At 72.5% G+C, this 20,704-nt stretch carries 18 protein-coding genes and 1 pseudogene; 5 read left to right on the top strand and 14 right to left on the bottom strand.

Annotated elements, in window-relative coordinates; genetic code table 11:
* Nucleotides 1-7: 7 nt before the first annotated feature.
* On the bottom strand, nt 8-2,068 hold the full coding sequence (locus Prum_RS30430) for a hypothetical protein (RefSeq protein WP_173079595.1): 2,061 nt from the start codon (nt 2,066-2,068) through the stop codon (nt 8-10).
* 289 nt (nt 2,069-2,357) lie between these two features.
* Here Prum_RS30430 and Prum_RS30425 point away from each other — a divergent pair, with 289 nt between their 5' ends.
* Nucleotides 2,358-3,374 carry a molybdopterin-dependent oxidoreductase gene (locus Prum_RS30425; RefSeq protein WP_173079594.1) on the top strand — a complete coding sequence of 339 codons (1,017 nt, stop codon included), beginning with the start codon at nt 2,358-2,360 and terminating at the stop codon, nt 3,372-3,374.
* On the opposite strand, the gene Prum_RS30420 is transcribed toward Prum_RS30425, so the two are convergent.
* Genes Prum_RS30420 through uraD form a run of 10 tightly spaced genes read right to left on the bottom strand, consistent with a single transcriptional unit; the run spans nt 3,371 to nt 10,553 of the window.
* The gene (locus Prum_RS30420) at nt 3,371-3,799 is read right to left on the bottom strand and encodes a type II toxin-antitoxin system VapC family toxin (RefSeq protein ID WP_173079593.1); all 429 of its coding nucleotides are present in this window, start codon (nt 3,797-3,799) and stop codon (nt 3,371-3,373) included. The two genes, Prum_RS30425 and Prum_RS30420, sit on opposite strands and share 4 nt — an antisense overlap.
* Entirely contained in the window at nt 3,796-4,008 is a 213-nt protein-coding gene (locus Prum_RS30415) for a hypothetical protein (RefSeq protein ID WP_173079592.1), read from the bottom strand. The genes Prum_RS30420 and Prum_RS30415 overlap by 4 nt, the downstream gene beginning before the upstream one ends.
* 42 nt (nt 4,009-4,050) lie before the next feature.
* Nucleotides 4,051-6,261, bottom strand: a complete 2,211-nt coding sequence (pucD, locus tag Prum_RS30410) for a xanthine dehydrogenase subunit D (RefSeq protein ID WP_173079591.1) — start codon at nt 6,259-6,261, stop codon at nt 4,051-4,053.
* The gene (locus Prum_RS30405) at nt 6,258-7,592 is read right to left on the bottom strand and encodes an 8-oxoguanine deaminase (protein WP_173079590.1); all 1,335 of its coding nucleotides are present in this window, start codon (nt 7,590-7,592) and stop codon (nt 6,258-6,260) included. The genes pucD and Prum_RS30405 overlap by 4 nt, the downstream gene beginning before the upstream one ends.
* Entirely contained in the window at nt 7,589-8,035 is a 447-nt protein-coding gene (locus Prum_RS30400) for a (2Fe-2S)-binding protein (protein WP_173079589.1), read from the bottom strand. Before Prum_RS30400 ends, Prum_RS30405 begins: the two co-directional genes overlap by 4 nt.
* On the bottom strand, nt 8,032-8,784 hold the full coding sequence (locus Prum_RS30395; protein ID WP_218577400.1) for an FAD binding domain-containing protein: 753 nt from the start codon (nt 8,782-8,784) through the stop codon (nt 8,032-8,034). The genes Prum_RS30400 and Prum_RS30395 overlap by 4 nt, the downstream gene beginning before the upstream one ends.
* On the bottom strand, nt 8,784-8,876 hold the full coding sequence (locus Prum_RS49795; protein WP_218577399.1) for an FAD binding domain-containing protein: 93 nt from the start codon (nt 8,874-8,876) through the stop codon (nt 8,784-8,786). The genes Prum_RS30395 and Prum_RS49795 overlap by 1 nt, the downstream gene beginning before the upstream one ends.
* Complete coding sequence (gene pucL, locus Prum_RS30390) at nt 8,876-9,730, bottom strand: factor-independent urate hydroxylase (RefSeq protein ID WP_173079588.1); 855 nt, start codon at nt 9,728-9,730, stop codon at nt 8,876-8,878. The genes Prum_RS49795 and pucL overlap by 1 nt, the downstream gene beginning before the upstream one ends.
* Nucleotides 9,731-9,735: 5 nt before the next feature.
* Nucleotides 9,736-10,062 carry a hydroxyisourate hydrolase gene (gene uraH / locus Prum_RS30385; RefSeq protein ID WP_173079587.1) on the bottom strand — a complete coding sequence of 109 codons (327 nt, stop codon included), beginning with the start codon at nt 10,060-10,062 and terminating at the stop codon, nt 9,736-9,738.
* A complete protein-coding gene (gene uraD, locus Prum_RS30380) occupies nt 10,059-10,553 on the bottom strand; it encodes a 2-oxo-4-hydroxy-4-carboxy-5-ureidoimidazoline decarboxylase (protein WP_173079586.1) in 495 nt (164 codons plus the stop codon). The genes uraH and uraD overlap by 4 nt, the downstream gene beginning before the upstream one ends.
* Before the next feature lie 115 nt (nt 10,554-10,668).
* Between uraD and Prum_RS30375 the strand changes: the two genes are divergently transcribed.
* Nucleotides 10,669-12,192, top strand: coding sequence for a PucR family transcriptional regulator (locus Prum_RS30375; RefSeq protein ID WP_173079585.1), 1,524 nt, complete (start codon nt 10,669-10,671; stop codon nt 12,190-12,192).
* A 421-nt stretch (nt 12,193-12,613) separates the two neighbouring features.
* Here the strand turns inward: Prum_RS30375 and Prum_RS30370 are convergent, their stop codons facing one another.
* Genes Prum_RS30370 through Prum_RS52120 form a run of 3 tightly spaced genes read right to left on the bottom strand, consistent with a single transcriptional unit; the run spans nt 12,614 to nt 16,117 of the window.
* Nucleotides 12,614-14,440 (bottom strand): ABC transporter ATP-binding protein, encoded by a 1,827-nt coding sequence (locus tag Prum_RS30370; RefSeq protein WP_173079584.1) that lies wholly within the window; start codon nt 14,438-14,440, stop codon nt 12,614-12,616.
* An 11-nt stretch (nt 14,441-14,451) separates the two neighbouring features.
* Nucleotides 14,452-15,561 (bottom strand): XdhC family protein, encoded by a 1,110-nt coding sequence (locus Prum_RS30365; protein ID WP_173079583.1) that lies wholly within the window; start codon nt 15,559-15,561, stop codon nt 14,452-14,454.
* A complete protein-coding gene (locus tag Prum_RS52120; protein ID WP_246278190.1) occupies nt 15,554-16,117 on the bottom strand; it encodes a nucleotidyltransferase family protein in 564 nt (187 codons plus the stop codon). The genes Prum_RS30365 and Prum_RS52120 overlap by 8 nt, the downstream gene beginning before the upstream one ends.
* Before the next feature lie 319 nt (nt 16,118-16,436).
* Between Prum_RS52120 and Prum_RS30355 the strand changes: the two genes are divergently transcribed.
* The 3 genes and pseudogenes from Prum_RS30355 (at nt 16,437) to glgX (ending at nt 20,704) form a co-directional block, all read left to right on the top strand.
* A complete protein-coding gene (locus Prum_RS30355) occupies nt 16,437-17,558 on the top strand; it encodes an epoxide hydrolase family protein (protein ID WP_246278189.1) in 1,122 nt (373 codons plus the stop codon).
* A gap of 91 nt (nt 17,559-17,649) precedes the next feature.
* Nucleotides 17,650-18,557, top strand: a pseudogene (locus Prum_RS30350) (SDR family oxidoreductase).
* A 41-nt stretch (nt 18,558-18,598) separates the two neighbouring features.
* Nucleotides 18,599-20,704, top strand: coding sequence for a glycogen debranching protein GlgX (gene glgX, locus Prum_RS30345; protein WP_173079580.1), 2,106 nt, complete (start codon nt 18,599-18,601; stop codon nt 20,702-20,704).

Genomic DNA, 20,704 nt, shown 5'->3' with positions numbered 1-20,704 from the left:
CCGCCACTCACCTGCCATACCCTTCCTTCGGCCTTGTCCAGTAGGCACCGTCGCCCAGGTCCAGGTCTTCGCCGCCGGCCGCGCGCTGACCGCGCCGCGACGACCGGTCACTCGAGTCGATCACGTCCGGCGCCGACCGCCGGGCACGGCGGGACGGTGCCGGATCCACCGCCGGCGGGTACGGACCGGGGCGACCGTAACCCGGTTCGGAATCGTACTCGCCGGTACGGCGGGACCGCCGCGGCGGCTCTTGATCTTCGTCGGCGGTACGGCTGTGGCGGGACTCCGACCGGGAACGGCGGGACGAGCGGTCTTCGTCGTCGGTGACCAGGCGCAGGCGACCCCGGCGCGGCGACTCCTCCTCGACCCGCCGATCCTCGTACGCGTCGTAGTCGTAACGCGACTCTTCGTACCGGGCGGCCGGGGCGGAGACGGGCGCCTCGCCGTACCGCTCGTCGCCGGGCGAGGCCCAGCGGTCCGCCGGCCGCTCACGCCGGCTGTCGCGGGACTCCGAGCGCGGCGGGGGCACGTACGGCGCCGCCGAGGCGGGGGCGTACCCCTCGCCCGAGGTCGGCTCGGCGTACCGGCCGCCGGAGGTCGGCTCGGCGTACCGGGCACCGGACGTCGGCTCGGAGCGGTCGTCGGACCCGCCGCGCAGGCTCTCGTACCACTCGCGGTCGTTCTCGGCCTCGCGCTGCTTGTCCTCGCTGCGGCCGCGGCGGCGCCACTGGGTGAGGCCGCGCTTGGCCTCCGCCTGCTCGCGCCGCATGCCCTCGCTGCGACCGCGCCGCTCCTGCCGGCGCAGCTCGCCCAGGCGCTCGTCGACGTCGACGCGCTCCCGCTCGCGCCGCTCCTCGGCCCGCTCGTCCAGCGCCTCCAGCCGCGAGCGGCGCTCGTCCGAACGCGACCGCCGCGACTGCTGCGACCGCGACACCGGCTCCTCCACGCGTTCCCGGGACCGGGGCGGGCGCCCGTCCGACCGGGAGGATCGCCGCGGCGGCTCCGGCTCGGCCCGGCTGACGACCGGCTCGTTCCAGCGGTCCTCGGCCGGCGCCGCCGGGGCGGAGACCGGCGTGGCGTACCCGCCGCGGCGCTCGGCCCGGGAGGGCTGCCCGGCCGGCGGCCGGGCCCGGGACGGCTCCCCGGTCGACCGCGCCTGGCGGGGAGCGACACGGGTGGCCGCCGCCGGCTCCATCTCCTCGCGGTCCTGCCGCGCGACGCGATTCTCCCTGGTCGACTCGACCAAGCTCTCCGACACCTGCTCCCGGCGGAACGGGTTGTCGCCGACCCGGGGGATCAGCGCGGTCTCCACGTTCACGCCGACCGCGGTCGGTCCCACCTTGGGGCCGTTGGTCCGGCGCCCGAGGGTCACGTACAGGCGGACCAGCAGGGCGATCACGACGCCGACGATGCACGCGCCGTAGCTGAGCACCACCCAGGTCTTGGCGTCCCGGCCGGCGTTGAGGCCGTGTCCGAGCGCCGCCGGCCAAGCCAGGTAGGCGCCGCTGTGCAGGGTCCGCCACATCCAGGGCTTGCCGCTGCCGGCGAACTTGGCCCGGATGATGCCGGTCCAGAAGACCGAGACCATCAGGTAGCTGGCGATCGTGCCGAGCCCGACGTAGAGCGGGTTGGCCAGGTTCGCGAACGGGACGAACGGGTCGATCAGCGTCGCGCTGCCGGACAGCACCTTCATCGAGATGTGCAGCCCGAGGAAGACGATCGCGATGATCGCCGTCGCGCGGTGCAACCCCTGGAAGAACACCCGGTGACCGATCTTCAGGAAGAACCGGTCGGTGGCGACCAGGCCGCCCATCACGGTCAACGAGAGCGCCACCAGGGTGAACACGCCCGCGAAGAAGTTGAGGAACGCGAAGACGTACACCGAGGCCAGCGCGCCGCCGAACGTCGTGCTGGCGGCCCACATCGCGAGCGCCAGGAACCCGACGGCACCCAGCAGCGGAAGTCGGGGGAACTTCCGCCGGGAGCCTGTCGCGCTACTGCTCGTCTCCACCGTCTCGGTGTCGTCCATGCGCTCCGCGGAGCGCTCTTCGTACTTCCTCTTCAGCAAGGCTTACCGACCTTCCGCGCACCTAGTGACTTGCCCTTCACCGGTCCCGATCGAGCTCACTGCATCGGACGCTCTCCTTCACCAGCGCACACCTCTCCGCCCCACGTGTACGTAGCCGGGGCCGAACTTGGTTGAACCGAATTTCGAAGAGTTGCGTGTCTTAAGAGACCTATAAGGAAGGGCTAAAGGCCGGCTGCGGTCCGAAACCCAAGCGACACCTCCGCCAGGTTCTTACGGACCGCTTACGCCCCCTTGAGACAGGCCCGCCTCAGCAGCTATAACGCATGTTATGAGAGCTCCGAGCGGCCGCGTCAGCAACCTGACGCTCCTCCTCGCGCTGCTCCTGACGTTCGCCACCGGCGTCGGAGCGGTCGCCGCCGGCACGCCCCGGGGCCGCTGGGTGGTCGTCGCGCACGGGGTCGCCGCGATGCTAGTGATCCTGCTCATACCGTGGAAGACCCGCGTGATCCGCGCCGGACTTCGCCGCTCCCGCCCCAGCCGGTGGGCGTCCCTGCTACTCGCCGCCCTCGCCGTGACGGCCCTGCTGGCCGGGCTCGGCTACTCCACCGGCCTGGTCCGCTCCGTCGGCGGCGTACGCGGCATGTGGCTGCACGTCGCGGCGGCGCTCGCGCTGGTGCCGCTGCTGCTGTGGCACCTGCTCACCCGCCCCGTACGCCCCCGCCGCACCGACCTGTCCCGCCGGGTGCTGCTGCGCACCGGCACGGTCGCCGCCATGGCGGCCGCCCTCTACATCGCGACGTCCGCGGCGGTGCGGCTCGCCGCCCTGCCGGGCAGCAAGCGCCGCTTCACCGGCTCGTACGAGGCCGGCTCGTTCGACCCGCCGGCCATGCCGAACACGATCTGGCTCGACGACACCACGCCGCGTATCGACCCGGCGCTCTGGCGGCTCGCGGTGGTCGACGCCGACGGTCGCTACGAGCTCACACTCGGCGACATTTCCGGGTACGCCGTGCGGCAGCGCGCCCTGCTCGACTGCACCTCCGGCTGGTACGCCGAACAGGACTGGACCGGCGTGCCGGTGTCCGCCCTGCTCCGCAGCACCGGCGCCGCCCGCAGCCTGCTCGTGCACTCCGCGACCGGCTACTGGGTACGCCTGCCGGTGCGGGACCTCGACGGGCTGCTGCTGGCCACCGAGGTGGGCGACGCACCGCTGTCACCGGGGCACGGCTATCCGTTGCGGCTGGTGGCACCGGGACGGCGCGGCTTCTGGTGGGTCAAGTGGGTGGACCACATCGAACTCCAGTCCACCCCGTGGTGGTGGCAACCACCTTTCCCCGTGACCTAGGCGGGCACGAGCACGAAGGCGACGCCGTTCCGGGGACGAACAACGGAGAAGTGCCGGCGGTCGAGCGTGGCGACCTCGACGGCGCGCAGCCGCTCGGCGAGTGCCACGACCGCCGCGTCGGATCCGCCGAGCGGAAAGTCGGCGTAGGTCCGCACCAGCTCCGCCATGCGCAGGTAATCGGCGGGGCCGGGCGCCACGACCTCGAAAGGCTCCCTCGCGGCCAACGCCTCCAGGAAGGCCGCCTCCACGTCGGCGCCGCAGCGGCCACCGAGTAGGTAGCAGACCTCCGCGACGATCGGGGACGGCACGACAAGGCGCGACGTACACAAACGGAGCCACTTCACACATCGCTCGTGATCCGCGTCGTCACGGTCGGCCAACGCCACCAATGGGCCGGTGTCGACGACAACGACCGGCCGAGTCACGCGGCGTGACCGCCCAGCTCCTTACGAACTATCTCCTTCGCCCGGCGGCCAAGGTCACCCTGTCCGCTGTGACCCATCCCGACGAAAGCCGGAAGCTTCCGCTCGCCAGGGCGGTGGGCGTACCGCGAAGCGAGCAGATCCAGCACCTCGGCCGCCTCGGCCTCGTCGAGGTGCTCGACCAGGTCTATGAGCTGCTCTTTGCTCGTCATTCCACCAGTTTAGGCCGGCACCCCTCGCCGTGGGGAACGCTGTCAGCCGACGATGTGTTCGGGGCGGATGGGGACGCGGGTCAGGGCCTTGCCGGTGGCGGCGCGTACGGCGGCCACGATCGCGGGCGTGGACGAGATGGTCGGCGGCTCCCCCACCCCGCGCAGGCCGTACGGCGAGTGCGGGTCGGCCAGCTCCAGGACGTCGACCTTCATCGGCGGCATGTCGAGGATCGTCGGGATCAGGTAGTCGGTGAACGACGGGTTGCGCACCACCCCGTCCACCACTTGGATCTCCTCCATCAACGCCAGGCCCAGCCCTTGGGCCGTACCCCCGTGGATCTGGCCCTCGACGGCGAGCGGGTTGACGGCCTTGCCCACGTCCTGCGCCGTCACGATCTCGACGACCCGGACCAGGCCCAGCTCGACGTCGACGTCGACGGTGGCCCGGTGCGCGGCGAAGGCGTACTGCACGTGCGCGTTGCCCTGGCCGGTCTCCGGGTCGAGCGGGTACGTCGGGCGGTGGCGCCACTCGACGGTCTCCTCCACCGGGTCGTCGCCGATGACCTCCAGGACGTCGGCGAGCACCGCCCCGGTCGCCGAGACCACCTTGCCGCCCACGATGCCGGCGCCGCCGACCCGGGCCAGCAGCGTGGCCCGCACCGCCTGGCAGGCCGCCCGCACCGCGCCGCCCGTCACGTACGTCTGCCGCGACGCCGAGGACGAGCCGGCGCTGCCGACGGTGGTGTCGGCGGTGGCGATGGTGACCCGCTCGACGCCCAGCTCGGTGCGGGCGATCTGTGCCTGCACGGTGACCAGGCCCTGGCCCACCTCGGCGGCGGCGGTGTGCACCAGCACGGCCGCCTCGCCGCCGATCACCTCCAGCCGGACCCGGGCGGTGGAGAAGTCGTCGAAGCCCTCGGAGAAGCCGACGTTCTTGATGCCGATGGCGTACCCGACGCCGCGCACGACGCCCTCGCCGTGCGTGGTGTTGGAGACCCCGCCGGGCAGTTCACGGAGGTCGCCGCTGCCCGCGGGCGGCGGCGGGACGGAACGCACCCGTTCCAAGAGGGGAGCGACGGGTGCCGGCCCCTCCACGATCTGGCCGGTGGGCATCCGGGAGCCGGTCGTCATCGCGTTGCGGATGCGCAGCTGCACCGGGTCGAGCCCCAACGCCAGCGCCAGCTTGTCCATTTGCGACTCGTACGCGAAGCACGCCTGCACCGCGCCGAAGCCCCGCATCGCCCCGCACGGCGGGTTGTTCGAGTAGTACACGCTGGCGTCCATGTCCACATTGGGCACCTCGTACGGGCCGATGCCGAGGGTCGCCGCGTTGGCCGCGACCGCCGTCGAACTGGACGCGTACGCGCCGCCGTCGAGCACGATGCGGGCCTTGACGTACACGAGTTTGCCGTCACGGGTGGCGCCATGCTCGTACCGCAGCGTGGCCGGGTGCCGGTGCACGTGGCCGTAGAAGGACTCCTCCCGGCCGTACACCATCTTGACCGGCTTGCCGGTGTGCAGTGCGAGCATGCTCGCGTGCACCTGCATCGACAGGTCTTCCCGGGCGCCGAACGCGCCGCCGACGCCGGCCAGGCTGAGCCGCACCTTCTCCGGCGGCAGGGCAAGGCAGCCGGCGACCTGCTTCTGGTCCACGTGCAGCCACTGGGTGGCGATGTAGAGGTCGACGCCGCCGTCCTCGGCCGGCACCGCGAGACCCGACTCGGGCCCCAGGAACGCCTGGTCCTGCATGCCCACCGTGTACTCCCCAGCGACCACGACGTCGGCGGTCGCGGCCGGGTCGCCGGTCCGCACCGGTACCCGCCGCAGCAGCTCGCCCCGCTCCGGGTCGGTGACCGGCGGCAGCTGCTCGTAGTCCACGACGATGCGGGCCGCCGCCCGGCGCGCGGTCTCCGGGTGGTCGGCGGCCACGATCGCGACCGGCTCGCCCTCGTAGCGCACCTCGTCCATGGCCAGCACCGGCTGGTCGACGATCTCCAGGCCGTACCGCTTGGCGCCCGGCACGTCCTCGTGGGTGAGGACCGCGAAGACCCCGGGCAGCGCGAGCGCCGCGGTCAGGTCGATGCCGCGGATCCGGGCATGCGGGTACGGGCTGCGCAGCGTCGCGCCCCACAGCATGTCGTCGGCCCACAGGTCGGAGGAGAACGCGAACTCGCCCTTCACCTTAAGCGTGCCGTCGGGGCGGCGCGGGCTCGTGCCCACCCCGGCACTGACGCCAATGTCCACTGTGGTCATCGGATCAACCTCTCGTGCGCGCGCACCGTACGCCGGGCCAGGTCACGCTCGTCGGCGGTACGCAGCTCGCCGCGCTCGACCACCGCCCGGCCGCCCACGAGCAGCAGCTCCACAGTGGCCGGTGGGCCGAACACCAGCGCGGCGACCGGGTCGTCGATCCCGGCGTGGCCGAGCCCGTCGAGGCGCCACAGCGCGACGTCGGCGAGCTTGCCCGCCTCCAACGATCCCACCTCCTCGGCGCGGCCCAGGCACCGGGCGCCGCCGACGGTGCCGAGCGCCAGCGCCTGCCGGGCGGTCAGCGCGTCCGGGCCACCGCGCAGCCGCGCGGCGTACAGGGCCTGGCGCAGCTCCGCCCCCAGCTGGCCGGCCTCCTGCGAGGCGGCGCCGTCCACACCGAGGCCGACGGGCGCGCCGGCGGCCAGCAGATCGGGTACGGGAGCGATGCCCGCGCCCAGCCGCGCGTTGGAACTCGGGCAGTGCGCCACACCCGTGCCCGTCGCGCCGAAGCGGGCCACCGCCGCCGCGTCCAGGTGGATGCCGTGCGCCAACCACACGTCGGCGCCGAGCCAGCCGAGCCGGTCGGCGTACTCCACCGGGGTGCAGCCGTGCGTCTGCTGGCAGTACTCCTCTTCCTCCACGGTCTCGGCGAGGTGGGTGTGCAGCCGTACGCCACGCCGGCGGGCCAGCGCCGCGGCCTCGCTCATCAGCTTGCCGGTGACCGAGAACGGCGAACACGGCGCGACCGCCACCCGCACCATCGCCCCGGGCGACGGGTCGTGGAAGCGGTCGATCGCCTCTTCGGTGGCGACCAGCGCGGCCTCGGTGTCCTCGACGACCTCGTCCGGGGGCAGCCCGCCGGCCGAGACACCCAGGTCCATCGAGCCGCGGCACGGGTGAAAGCGCAGCCCGATCTCGCCGGCCGCGGCCACCTGGGCGGCCATCAGGTCGCCCGCCCCGGACGGGTAGACGTAGTGGTGGTCGGTGCTCATGGTGCAGCCGGAGAGGGCGAGCCAGCCGAGGCCGGCGGCGGTGGTCGCGGCCACCACCTCCTCGTCCAGCCGGGCCCAGATCGGGTAGAGCTCGGTGAGCCAGCCGAAGAGGTTCTCCTGCTGGGCGTGGCCCCGGGTGGCCCACTGGTACAGGTGGTGGTGGGTGTTGACCAGGCCGGGCGTGGCGAGGCAGCCGGACCCGTCGACGCGTTGCCCCGCGCCGGCGTACCGGCCCGGTCCGACCGCCACGATCCGGTCGCCGTCGACCACCACGTGACCGTCGGCGTACTCGGTGCCGGCGGCGTCGACCGTCGCGACCGCGCACCCCTCCAGGACGATCATCGGGCGGCCGCCAGCCGGACCGCGTCCATGATCTTCTCGTACCCCGTGCAGCGGCACAGGTTGCCGGCGAGCGCCTCGCGGATGTCCGGGTCGCTGGGCTTCTCCTCCCGCGCCAGCAGATCGTGTACGGCGACGATCAGCCCCGGCGTACAGAATCCACACTGGACGGCGCCGGCCTCCAGGAACGCCTCCTGCACCCGGCTCTCGGCGAGCCCTTCGATGGTGACCACGTCGCGCCCCTCGGCCTGCCCGGCCGCGACCAGGCAGGCGCACACGGGCGTGCCGTCCAGGTACACCGTGCAGGAGCCGCACTCCCCTTGCTCGCAGGCGTTCTTCGAGCCGGGCAGGCCGAGCCGCTCGCGCAACACGTACAGCAGGCTCTCGCCGGGCCATACGTCGTCGGCCTGGCGGGCGTCGCCGTTGACCGTGCAGTTGACCCTCATGGCAACCCCTTCCAGGCCCACGCGAGGGTGCGTCGGGCCAGTACGGACAGCGCGTGGCGGCGGTAGGCGGCGGTTCCGCGTACGTCATCGATCGGAGACGCGGCCCCGGCGACCAGCCGGCCGAACTCGGCGGCGACTGTCTCTTCCAGTGGCCCCCGGGACTCCCACGGCAGCTCGGCCGCCAGGAAGTCCGCCGCGGCGCCGGCCCGCACCGGGGTCGGGGCCGCCGAGCCGATGCCGGTGCCGACCGTACGGCGCACCGGATCCAGCGACAGCGCGAACGAGCACACCGCGATCACCATCGCGTTCCGCGTACCGATCTTGGCGAACTGCTGCGCGCCACCGGGGCGCACCAGGAACGCCGCGATCAGCTCGTCCGGCGCCAGCACGCTGCGCTTCGGGCCGGTGAAGAACTCGCCGACCGGCACCCGGCGGAAGCCCCGCAGCGAGGCCACCTCGACCACCGCGTCGGCGGCCAGCAGCGGCGGGTGCGCGTCGCCGGCCGGGGAGGCCGAGCCCAGGTTGCCGCCGACCGTGCCCCGGTTGCGGATCTGCGGCGAGCCGACCGTACGGGACGCCATCGCGAGCCCGGGCAGCACCGCGCCCATTTCCTCGATGATCCGGCGGTACGACACGCCCGCCCCGACCCGCAGCATGTCGCCGTCGGAGCCCCAGTCGGCCAACGGGGCGACCCGGGTCAAGTCGAGCAGCGCGGGCGGGCGGCGCTTGTCGAAGTTGAGCTCCACCATCACGTCGGTGCCCCGGCGATCGGCACCGCGTCCGGGTGCGCCGCCTTGGCCGCCAGCGCATCCTCCCATGTGGACGGTTGTAGGAAGTCCATCAGAAGGCCCCGTCGTTCGCTGCGGCACCTTCGCGGAGCACTGAGCCTTCGATCAGCCCGTACGGCCGGTCGGCGGCGACGAACACCTCGTTCGGGTTGTCCAGCCCGAACGGTGCCAGGTCGACGAGCAGATGGTGCTTGTTGGGCAGGGCAAGACGTACCTCCGCGACCTCGGGCCGCTCCTCCAGCACCCGCCGGCCCATCGCGTACAGGGTCTGCTGCAGCGAGAGGCTGTACGTCTGGGCGAAAGCCGCCACGAGCGCCGCCCGCACACCGTCGTACGAGGCGGCCCAGTCCGTGTCCACGGAGGACAACAGCCAGCGCGCCGACACGGCCGTCGCCAGGACCCGGTCCTTGGTCTCCGGGAGCGTCGTGTACTCGTCCTTCGCGTACCCCCAGAACTCCGAGTCGGTCGAGTTGAGCAGCACCAGGTCGGTGACCCCGGACACCACCGCTTCGCCGGCACCGTCCACAGTGACCGCGCAGGTACGCGTGGCGCCGCCGTCCCGCTGGAACGAGTGCGGCCCGAGGCGCTGCCAGCCGTACTGCTCGATGGTCACCCGGGCCCACCGGATCGAGGGTTGCGCCGCGACGAAGTGCCGCGCCAGCCGCAGCCCGAACTCCTCCGGCTCGCCGATGCCGTACCGCTTGGCGAAGGCGTACACCGTGTTCTTCTGCGTGTCGGTCGGCAGCACCGCCGCGTTGTCGCCGGTCAGGTGCGTCGCGTCGAGGTCGCCGGAGAGCGCCACGCTGACGTTCAGGTCGCGCAGCTCGTGCCGGGGGCCGTCGCGGACCACCCGCACGACCCGGGTCTCCGCCTTGCCGTACTGGTTGGCGCCCAGCACGATCCCCATCTCGGTCAGCTCCCTCGGTAGGTGGTGTAGCCGTACGGGCTCAGCAGCAACGGCACGTGGTAGTGCCGGCCGGCGTCGGCGACCTGGAAGACCACCGCGACCTCCGGGAAGAACGCGTCCGGCCCCAGGTGCGCGGCCGTGTCGAAGACCAGCCGGTACGTCCCGGCGCCCCACCCGGCGTCCGGCACCCAGTCGCGCAACCGGCCGTCAGTGTCGGTGCGGCCCGCGGCGACGGGCGTCCAGCCGTCGCCGCTCCGCCGTTCCAGCCGCACCGGCACCCCCCGCGCCGGCTCCCCGGTCGCGTTGTCGAGCACGTGCGTGGACAGGCTCACCCGACGAGCCTCTCCAGCCGGAGCAGCGCGATCTTGCGCAGCTCCTCCCGCACCACGGGCCGCTCGGCCGCCTCGTCGTGCGCCAGCCGCGCCCGGGCCGCCGCGAGCATCTCCTCCGGGCTCTTCCCGGTCGCGAAGATCAAAAACACGTGGCCGAACCGCTCCTCGTACTCCCGGTTGACCTGCGCCAGCGCGACCGCCACCGGCGAGTCGGCGGCGCCCGCCTGCTCCCGGCGCGACCAGGCCGCCTCCCGGCCGCCGCCCGCGACGCGCTCGCCGATCCGCGGGTGCGCGGACAGGGCCAGCGCGACATCCGCCCAGGCCAGCCCCTGTGCCGCGACATCACCCGCCGCGCGCAGCGCCATCCTGTCCGGGTACGGCCGGCCCGCCGCGACCGCCCGTGCCCAGGCGGGGGCGGCGCAGCACGCGAGCAACTCCCGCTCGGCCTCGGCAGGCGGGAGAGCGTTGAACTCGGCGAGGCTCCCCGTCATTCGGCCAGTACACCAGTAGGACGACCGGCCATGAACCGGTATTGACACCGAAACCGAAACACGCGGGCCGTAGGGTTTTCGTAGGTTCCTCCAAACGTCGGCGGGAGGTGCGCACATGCTGCTGCGGGAGCTGCTTGACCAGCACCGATTCAAGCTCACCCTGCTCACCGGCCCGGAAGGGCGGGAGCGCCCGGTCAACCGGGTGTACGTCACGGACCTGCCCGACCCGAGCCGCTACCTGGCCGGGGCGGAGATCGTGCTGACCGGCCTGATGTGGCGGCGCGGCCCGGCCGACTCCGAGACGTTCGTGGCCGCCTGCGCCGCCGGCGACGTCACCGCGATCGGGGCCGGCGACGCGGTCTTCGGCTCGGTCCCCGCCGACCTGATCGAGGCGTGCGAGCGGCACGGCATCCCGCTCTTCGAGGTGCCGGTCGAGGTGTCGTTCCGGGAGATCGTCGACGCGGTCAACCCGTCGCTGTGGGCGCAGCGGGCCAGCGGGCTGGCCACCGTACTCGGTCGGCAACGTGGACTGGTGGCGGCGATGGCCGCCGGCGCGCGTTTGGCCGATTTGCTCCCGCCCGTGGCGGGAGACCTGGGCCTGGCCTGCTGGGTGTACGCGCCGACCGGGCGGGAGATCGCCGGCACGGACGCCGCGCCGCCCGGCGCGGAGCTGGCGCGGGCGTTCCTGGCCGCCGGCCGGCTGCCGGCGACGGTGACCGTGGACGCCCACCGGTACGCCCTGGTCGGCGTGCCCGGCCGGCCCGAGCACCGGCTGGCGTCGTGGTTCGTGGCGTTCCCATCCGAGCCGGCGACGCCGTCCGGGTTGCCGGACGGGGCCGACGAGCTGGTCAGCCTGGTCGCGCTCGAGCGCGCCCAACTCGACGAGGTGGTACGCGTCGAGCGCCGGCTCGCCGACGGGCTGGGCCGGCTGCTGACCACCGGCGCCGGCGCCGCCGACCTGCGAGCCGGGGTGCTCTCGTGCGGGCTGCCGCCGGAGTCGACCTTCGTGGCGGTGGTGGCTGAGCTGAGCGGGCTGCGCACCCCGCCCGACCTGACCGTGGCCGTACTCGAAGAGGCCCTGCGGCCACTCGCGCCGCAGGTGGCCGTGACCGCGCTCGGCGACGGCAGAGCGCTGGGGGTGCTCGCGGCGCCGCCGGACCTGGACGTGCCCGCGGCGCTGCGGTCCGCGGTGGCCGCGCTCGGCCCCGGGCTCGGCGCCGGGCGGCTGTCGGTCGGGGTCAGCGCGCCGGCCGCCGGAGTGGCCGCGCTGGCCGGAGCGGTCGAGGAGGCCCGGCACGCGCACCGGTCGGCGGCGGGCCGGACGGCGGTGGTCTGCGCGGCGGAGCTGGCGTCGCACCTGCTACTCCTCTCGCGGGTGCCCAGCGACACCCGCGAGGCGTTCCGGGAGCGGCTGCTCGGCCCGCTCGTCGCGTACGACCGTGCACACGACGCCGACCTGGTCCACACGCTCGCCGAGTTCCTGAACTGCTCCGGCTCGTGGACCCGATGCGCCGAACGCCTGCACGTCCACGTCAACACCCTGCGCTACCGCATCGGCCGCATCGAGGCACTGACCGGCCGCGACCTGACCCACTTCGACGCCCGCGTCGACTTCTACCTAGCCCTCCAAGTCCCCTAGCCCCACCCCGCGCCCCACGCCCCCGCCGCCCCGCGCGCCGCGCCCGGACCGCGCCGCCTCGGACCGCGCCGCCCCGGACCGCGCCGCGCCGCGCCGATCAAGGACTTCTCCGCCGATCAAGGGCAAACGGCCGTACTTCGATCTCCAAACCACGACCATTCGCCCTTGATCGACGAGCAAAGCCTTGATCGACGCAGCCCCACCCCACCCCACGACCAGCCCCCGCCGCCACCCCAACCACACACACCACCCCGCGCCGATCAAGGACTTCCCGCCGATCAAGGGCAAACGGCCGCACTTCGATCTCCAAACCACGACCATTCGCCCTTGATCGACGAGCAAAGCCTTGATCGACGCAGCGCGACGCACGGCCGCGACGCCGCGTCAAGGCGGCCCGACGTGACGCCGCGCCAAGGCGGGCTTAGCCTTCGACGTACGCGGCCGCCTGCAGGGTGAATAGCTCGGCGTACAGGCCGCCCAGGGCCATTAGGGCGTCGTGGTCGCCGGATTCGACGACCTTGCCGGCGTCCAGCACGTAGATCCGGTCGGCGGACCGCACGCTGGAGAAGCGGTGCGAGATGAGCAGCACGGTACGCGCGGCCAGCAGCGACCGGATCCGTTCGAAGAGCTCCTGTTCGGCGCGCGCGTCCAGGGAAGCGGTCGGCTCGTCGAGGATGATGAACGGGGCACCCCGGAAGAACGCGCGCGCCAACGCGATCCGCTGCCACTGGCCGACGGACAGGTCGGTCCCGCCGACGAATTCCGGGCCCAGTTGTGTGGCGTACCCCTTGGGTAGCTCCTCGATGAACCCGTCGGCGCCGGCCTGGCGCGCGGCGGCCTTGATGGCGTCGAGGTCGTCGGCGGCGGACACCCGGCCGAGCCCGATGTTGTCGGCGGCCGTGAGGTGAAAGCGCTCGAAGTCCTGGAAGATGACGGCCACGTGGTCGTGCCACCCATCGGGATCCACAGTGGACATGTCGGTGCCGTCCCAGCGGATGGTGCCCGCGTCTGGGCGGTACAGCCCGGCGAGCAGCTTGGCGAGGGTGGTCTTGCCGGAGCCGTTCTCGCCGACCAGGGCGACCACCTCGCCGGCGGCCACCTCCAGGGTGACGCCGCGCAGGGCCGGTTCGGGCGCGGTCGGGTACGTGAAGGTCACGTCCTCGGCGGTGAGCCGGGCGAACCCGGGCGGCGCCGTGCCGGTCGGGCGGGCCGTGCGCACGCGCGGGAGCAGTTCGGTGAACGCCAGGTAGTCGTCGAGGTAGCGGCCCGCCTCGGTGAGCGCGCCGGCCGACCAGCCGGCTTCGGCAAGCCGCCCGCCGACCAGGGCCACGCCGGCGACCGCGATGCCGGCCGCGGCGAGCGGCACGGTGCCGCGCAGCGACAGCCAGGCCACCACGAGCAGCGTGGCGGCGAGCACGGCACCGATCATCACGTTGGCGCCGAACGTCACCACGAGCTGCTTGCGGGCCACCTTCTTCAGTTCGGTGATCCGCTCGTCGTACAGCTGGTCGTGGCGGCGGCGCAGGTGACCGGCCAGCCCGAAGGCGCGCACCTCCTTGGCCGAGCCCCGGCTCTGCAGCAGCCCGCCGAGGTAGTGCCGTTCCCGGTCGCGCGGTGTCATCTTCCAGAAGAACTTGTGGAACGCCTCGCCCCGCCGGGACGCCGCGAACCAGGCCGGCAGCACCACCAGCGCCAGCAGCGGGAGCAGGATCGGCGCGATCGCCACGATCGCCACCAGCGCCGCGGTCACCCCGACGACGGCGCGGACCAGGCCGGACAGCCCGAACACCATGTTGAGCGCCTGGTTGCCGCTCATCTGCATGCGCTGCACCCGGTTGTGAAACTCGGGCTCGTCGAACATCGCCAGGTCCGCCGCCACCGTCACGTCCAGGACGCGCCCCTCGATGTACCGGCTGACCAGTTCGCCGAGGATCTGCTGGCGCTCCCGCTGCAGCGAGCCGGCCAGCGACTGGAGCGCGGCGACGGCGGACATGGCCAGCACCCACGGCAGTACGTCGGACAGCGAGCCGCTGCCGCTGATGGCGTCCAATACGGACTGGAGCGCTGACTGACCGATCAGCAGCAGCCCGGCGAGGCCGAACCCGGCCACGACCTGGAGCCCGGTGGACAGGATCAGGTCGCCGCGCCCGGCCGTCCAGGCGATCGACAGCGCGTGGCGGCACAGCCGGGGCAGATGCCGCAAACCCACGGGCGGCGGCTCATCGACCGGCCCGATCATCACGACCATGGAGCCAAGTGTTACGCGTGAATGCGACCCTCGGTCTCCGACAACCGGGCCCCCTTGCCGCCCCACCGGCCCGCGATGATCTCGGCGGCGATGCTGACCGCGGTCTCCTCCGGCGTACGGGCGCCCAGGTCCAGCCCGATCGGCGAGGCGAGCCGGGCGAGTGCGTCCTCGGCGACGCCGGCCTCGCGGAGCCGGGCCAGCCGGTCGTCGTGCGTACGGCGGGAGCCCATCGCGCCCACGTACGCCAGCGGCATGTCCAGCGCGATCTGCAGGACGGGCACGTCGAACTTCGGGTCGTGGGTCAGCACGCACACCACCGTGCGCTCGTCGAGCCGGCCACCCTCGGACTCGGCGGCCAGGTAGCGGTGCGGCCAGTCCACGACCACCTCGTCCGCCTCCGGAAAGCGGCGCTGCGTGGCGAACACCGGCCGCGCGTCGCACACCGTCACCCGGTAGCCCAGAAACGCCCCGATCCGGGCCACCGCCGCGGCGAAGTCGATCGCCCCGAACACGATCATGCGAGGCGGAGGCGCGTACGCCCGGACCAGCACGCTGAGCCCGGAGCCCCGGCGCTGGCCGTCGGGCCCGTAGTGCAGCACCCCATTGCGCCCCGCCGCGAGCAGGCCGCGACCGTCGTCGGTGGCCGCGTCGTCCAACCGGGCCGAGCCGAGCGTGCCGTCCCGCTCGTCCGGCCAGATCACCAGGTGCCGGCCGATCCGGTCGGTCGGCCCTTCGATGCAGGTCAGCACGCCCACCGGCACGCCCTTGTCGATCGACTCGGCCACGTCGGCCAGCCGCGGGAAGCTCTCCCGGTCGACCCGCTCGACGAACAGGTCGATGGTGCCGCCGCAGGTCAAACCCACCGAGAAGGCGTCGTCGTCGCTCACCCCGTACCGCTGCTGGCGCGGCACCCCGTCGGCGATGGCCTCCTGGCAGAGGTCGTAGACCGCGCCCTCGACGCAGCCGCCGGAGACGCTGCCGACGGCCGTGCCGTCGGGCCCCACCAGCATGGTCGCGCCCGGCTGCCGGGGCGCGCTCTTCCAGGTCGCGATCACGGTGGCCATGCCGACCGGCTCGCCCACGCGCCACCAGCGCAACAGATCATCAAGGACGTCACGCATGGGAACCAGTGTGCTCCTCCGGCACGTCCACGTCACGATCGTCGGCCACGTCGTCGCACGGCACCACCCGCACGGCCGCGGCATGCGCGGACAAGTAGGGCTTGGCGCCCACATCGCCCACCGCGAGCGCCGCCACGCCGGCCCAGTGGTCCCGGCCGAGCAGCACCGGATGCCCGCGCCGGTCGCCGTAACCAGCCATGACCAGAGCATCGGGCGCGGCCAGCGCCGCGAGCCGCCGGACCGCCGTCGCAGTCACCCCCGGAAGATCAACCAGGAGTACGACGGCAGCGCTCACCCGGGTGCCGTCGAGGGAAGCGAGGCCGGTGCGCAGCGACGACCCCATGCCGGTAGCCCAGTCCACGTTGTCCACGGTCGTGGCGTCCAGGCGCGCCTCGGCCCGGACCTGCTCGGCGGCGGCGCCGAGTACGACGACCACGGGTGCGCAGCCGCCCTCCCGGAGGGTGTCGGCCGCCCACTCCACCATGAGCCGCCCGTCGCGCCGGGCGAGCGCCTTCGGCATGCCGTACCGCCGCCCGGCACCCGCCGCAAGCAACACCCCGCGACCGCCACCCTCCCACCCTATGCCCGCCCCCGCCCCGCCCCCTCCGCACGCAGCGCCGCGCCCGCTCCCTGCGCACGCCGCGCCGCGCCCGCTCCCTCCGCGCCGCGCCCGCTCCCTCCGCGCCGCGCCCGCTCCCTCCGCGCGTCGATCAAGGACTTTGCCGTCGATCAAGGGCGAACGGTCGTGCTTTGATCTCCGATCCACGACCGTTTGCCCTTGATCGACGAGGAAGTCCTTGATCGACAGGGAGGTCCTTGATCGCGCGTGGCCCGGCGCCCCGGCGAGCCGCCGCCCGCGCTCTACCCTGGGCCGGGTGGAGCCGTTCGTGATCGAGGTCGACGAGGCCGTGCTCGTGGACCTGCGGGCGCGCATCCGCAACACCCGCTGGCCCGACCCGGCGCCCGGAGAGCCGTGGTCGCAGGGGACGGACCTGGCCTACCTCCGCGACCTGCTGGCCTACTGGGCGGACGGGTTCGACTGGCGAGCCCGGGAGCGGGAACTGAACGCGTACCCGCAGTTCCGCGTGCCGCTGGACGGCGTGCTGGTCCACTGTGTCCACGCGCGGGCCCGGTCCGGCCGGGGCATCCCGCTGGTGCTGACCAGCGGCTGGCCCAGCACGTTCGCCGAGCTGCTGCCGCTGGTGCCGCTGCTGACCGACCCGGCGGCGCACGGCATCGACGGCCCGGCGTTCGACCTGGTCCTGCCCTCGCTGCCCGGGTACGGCTTCTCGTCCCGGCCACCGCACCCCGTCACCTACCGGTACGTCGCCGGCCTCTGGCACCGCCTCATGCGGTCGCTGGGCTACGACCGGTACGCCGCCGGCGGCAGCGACTTCGGCGCCGGGGTGGCCACGTACATGGCGCTCGACGACCCGGCACCCATGCTCGGGCTGCACCTGAGCACGCTGGAGATCTCGCCGTACACCGGCCCGGGGTCGCGGCCGCTGTCGGCTGCCGAGCGGGCGTACCTGGAGGTGAACGAGGCGTGGTGGCGGCATGAGGGCGCCTACAAGGAGATCCAGGCGACCAAGCCGCAGACCCTCGGGTACGGCCTCACCGACTCCCCCGCCGGCCTGGCCGCCTGGATCCTGGAGAAGTGGCGGTCCTGGTCGGATCCCCGGAGCGCGGTGCCCCGTGATTCCTTGCTGAGCATCGTGACGCTCTACTGGGTCACCGGCACCATCACGTCCTCGATGCGGGACTACTACGACAACCGCTGGTACGACGAGCCGCCCGGCCCGGACGATTTCGTCGGCGTACCGACCGGGATCGCCTCGTTCACGAACGAACTGGCGGACGAGGGCACCCCACCCCGCGAGTGGGCCGAGCGCCTGTACGACGTCCGCCGGTGGACCCCGATGCCGCACGGCGGCCACTTCGCCGCAGCCGAGGCCCCGGACCTGCTGGCCCGCGACATCGCCGCCTTCTTCGCCTAACTGCAAGGAAGGGCACCTTGTTATCGCTTTGTGCATAGCAGGGGTCCCTTCCTAACGCCCCTTGTCGGAGCCTCGTGTCAGGATCGCGGGCATGACGTTGGAGGGGAAGATCGCGCTGGTCGCGGGGGCTTCGCGGGAGCGGGGCGGGGGATCGCCACCGAGTTGGGCGCGGCTGGCGCCACGGTCTACGTGACGGGTCGCAGCACCCGGGCGCAGCGCTCGGAATACGACCGGCCGGAGACCATCGAGGAGACCGCCGAGCTGGTGGAGCGTGCCGGCGGGGTGGGCATCCCGGTCCAGGTCGACCATCTGGAGCCCGACCAGGTGCGCGGGCTGGTCGAGCGCATCGAGCGCGAGCAGGGCCGGCTCGACGTCCTGGTCAACGATGTCTGGGGCGCCGAAAAGATGATCACGTGGGAGCGCAAGATGTGGGCGCAGGACCTCGACAAGGGCCTGCGTACGCTGCGACTGGCGATCGACACGCACATCATCACCAGTCACTTCGCGCTGCCGCTGCTCACCCGGCAGCCGGGCGGGCTCGTGATCGAGGTGACGGACGGGACGACGGCGTACAACAGCGACAACTACCGGGTCTCGTTCTTCTACGACCTGGCGAAGGTGTCGGTCAACCGGATGGGCTACACGCTCGCCGAGGAGTTGCGGCCGTTCGGCGGGACCGCGGTCTCGCTCACGCCCGGGTGGCTGCGCTCGGAGTTCATGCTGGAGATCTACGGCGTCACCGAGGCCAACTGGCGCGATGCCCTGGCCAAGCAGCCGCACTTCGCCATCTCGGAGACGCCCGCGTTCGTGGGGCGGGCGGTGGTCGCGCTCGCGGGCGACGCCGACCGGGCACGATGGAGCGGGCAGTCGCTGTCCAGCGGCCAGCTCGCCCAGGAGTACGGGTTCACCGACGTCGACGGTTCCCGTCCGGACGCCTGGCGCTACGTGGTGGAGGTGCAGGACCCCGGCAAGCCCGCCGACGTCACCGGATACCGCTGAACCCGCCGTCGCGGCGAAGCCCAGGCCGTAATGTGTGATTTATGCTGGTGTGGCCTGGGCGTCGCTACCCACTGGGCGCGACGTACGACGGTGTTGGCACAAACTTCGCCCTGTACTCGGAGGTGGCCGAGGCGGTCGACCTGTGCCTGTTCGACGCGGACGGCACGGAGCAGCGCATCGAGCTGCGTGAGGTCGACGCGTTCGTCTGGCACGTCTTCCTGACCGGCGTCGAGCCCGGCCAGCGGTACGGCTTCCGCGTGCACGGGCCGTACGACCCGGGGCGCGGGCTGCGGTGCAACGAGCACAAGCTGGTCCTCGACCCGTACGCCAAGGCGGTCGACAGCGACGTGCGGTGGCACCCGTCGCTGTACGGGTACGACCTCGACCATCCCGAACGGATGTCCGAAGTGGACTCCGCACCGCACATGCCGAAGGCGGTGGTGGTCAACCCGTACTTCGACTGGGGCAACGACCGCCCACCCGGTAGGCCGTACCACGACACGCTCATCTACGAGGCCCACGTGAAGGGCCTGACCTGGCGGCACCCGGACATCCCGGAGCAGCTGCGCGGCACGTACGCCGGCATCGCCCACCCGGTGATGATCGACCACCTGTCGCAGCTCGGGGTGACGGCCATCGAGCTGATGCCGGTGCACCAGTTCATCCACGACCACCACCTGGCCCAGAAGAACCTGCGCAACTACTGGGGCTACAACACCATCGGCTACTTCGCGCCGTACCACGGCTACTCGGCGATGGGCCACCTCGGGCAGCAGGTGCAGGAGTTCCGCGGCATGGTGCGGGCGCTGCACGCGGCGGGCATCGAGGTGATCCTCGACGTGGTCTACAACCACACCGCCGAGGGCAACCACCTCGGTCCGACGCTCGGCTTCAAGGGCATCGACAACGCCGCGTACTACCGGCTGGCCGACAACGCGCCGCAGCAGTACCTGGACTACACCGGGTGCGGCAACAGCCTCAACATGCGCGGGCCGCAGACGCTGCAGCTCATCATGGATTCGCTGCGCTACTGGGTGCAGGAGATGCACGTCGACGGGTTCCGCTTCGACCTGGCCGCCGCGCTGGCCCGGGAGTTCTACGAGGTGGACCGGCTCTCGACGTTCTTCGAGGTGGTGCAGCAGGACCCGGTCGTCAGCCGGGTCAAGCTCATCGCCGAGCCGTGGGACATCGGACCGGGCGGATACCAGGTCGGCAACTTCCCTCCCCTGTGGACGGAGTGGAACGGCAAGTTCCGCGACACGGTCCGCGACTTCTGGCGTACGCAGCCGGTGCTCGCCGAGTTCGCCAGCCGGATCAGCGGCTCGGCCGACCTGTACCAGGACGACGGCCGCCGCCCCTTCCACAGCATCAACTTCATCACGTGCCACGACGGGTTCACGCTCACCGACCTGGTGTCCTACAACGACAAGCACAACGCGGCGAACGGTGAGGACAACCGGGACGGGGAAAGCTACAACCGATCCTGGAACTGTGGCGTCGAGGGACCGACCGACGATGCCGACGTGCTGGCACTGCGCGCCCGGCAGCGCCGCAACTACCTCGCCACGCTGCTGCTGTCGCAGGGCGTACCGATGATCAGTCACGGCGACGAGCTGGGCCGCACCCAGCGCGGCAACAACAACGTGTATTGCCAGGACAACGAGCTGTCCTGGGTGGACTGGGACAACGTGGACGAGCAGATGTTCGAGTTCGTCCGGCGGCTCACCGCGTTCCGCGCCCGGCACCGGGTCTTCCGGCGGCGCCGGTTCTTCACCGGCGACCCGGTCAAGACGCGCAGCGCCGCCACGCCGGTGGCCGACATGGAGTGGTTCACGCCGGACGGCCGGCAGATGAGCGGCACCGACTGGGACAGCGACATCGGCGCGCTCGCGGTCTTCGTCAACGGGGAAGGCATCCGGGAGCGCGGCCGGTACGGCGAACGGCAGTGCGACGACTCGTTCCTGCTCTGCTTCAACAGCCACCACGAGCCGGTCGAGTTCATGCTCCCGCCCGAGGAGTACGGCGAGAAGTGGCAGACCGTCGTGGACACCGCCGAGGCGGGGCCGGTCAACCCGATGACGCTCGGCGCCGGCGCCCGGGTGCGCGTGCCCGAGCGCTCGCTGCTGGTGCTGGACCGGGCGGTGTAG

It is taken from the genome of Phytohabitans rumicis (assembly GCF_011764445.1).
Lineage (GTDB): Bacteria > Actinomycetota > Actinomycetes > Mycobacteriales > Micromonosporaceae > Phytohabitans > Phytohabitans rumicis.
The sequence above is the reverse complement of the archived record's forward strand: the minus strand, read 5'-3'. Positions and strand labels throughout refer to the sequence as shown.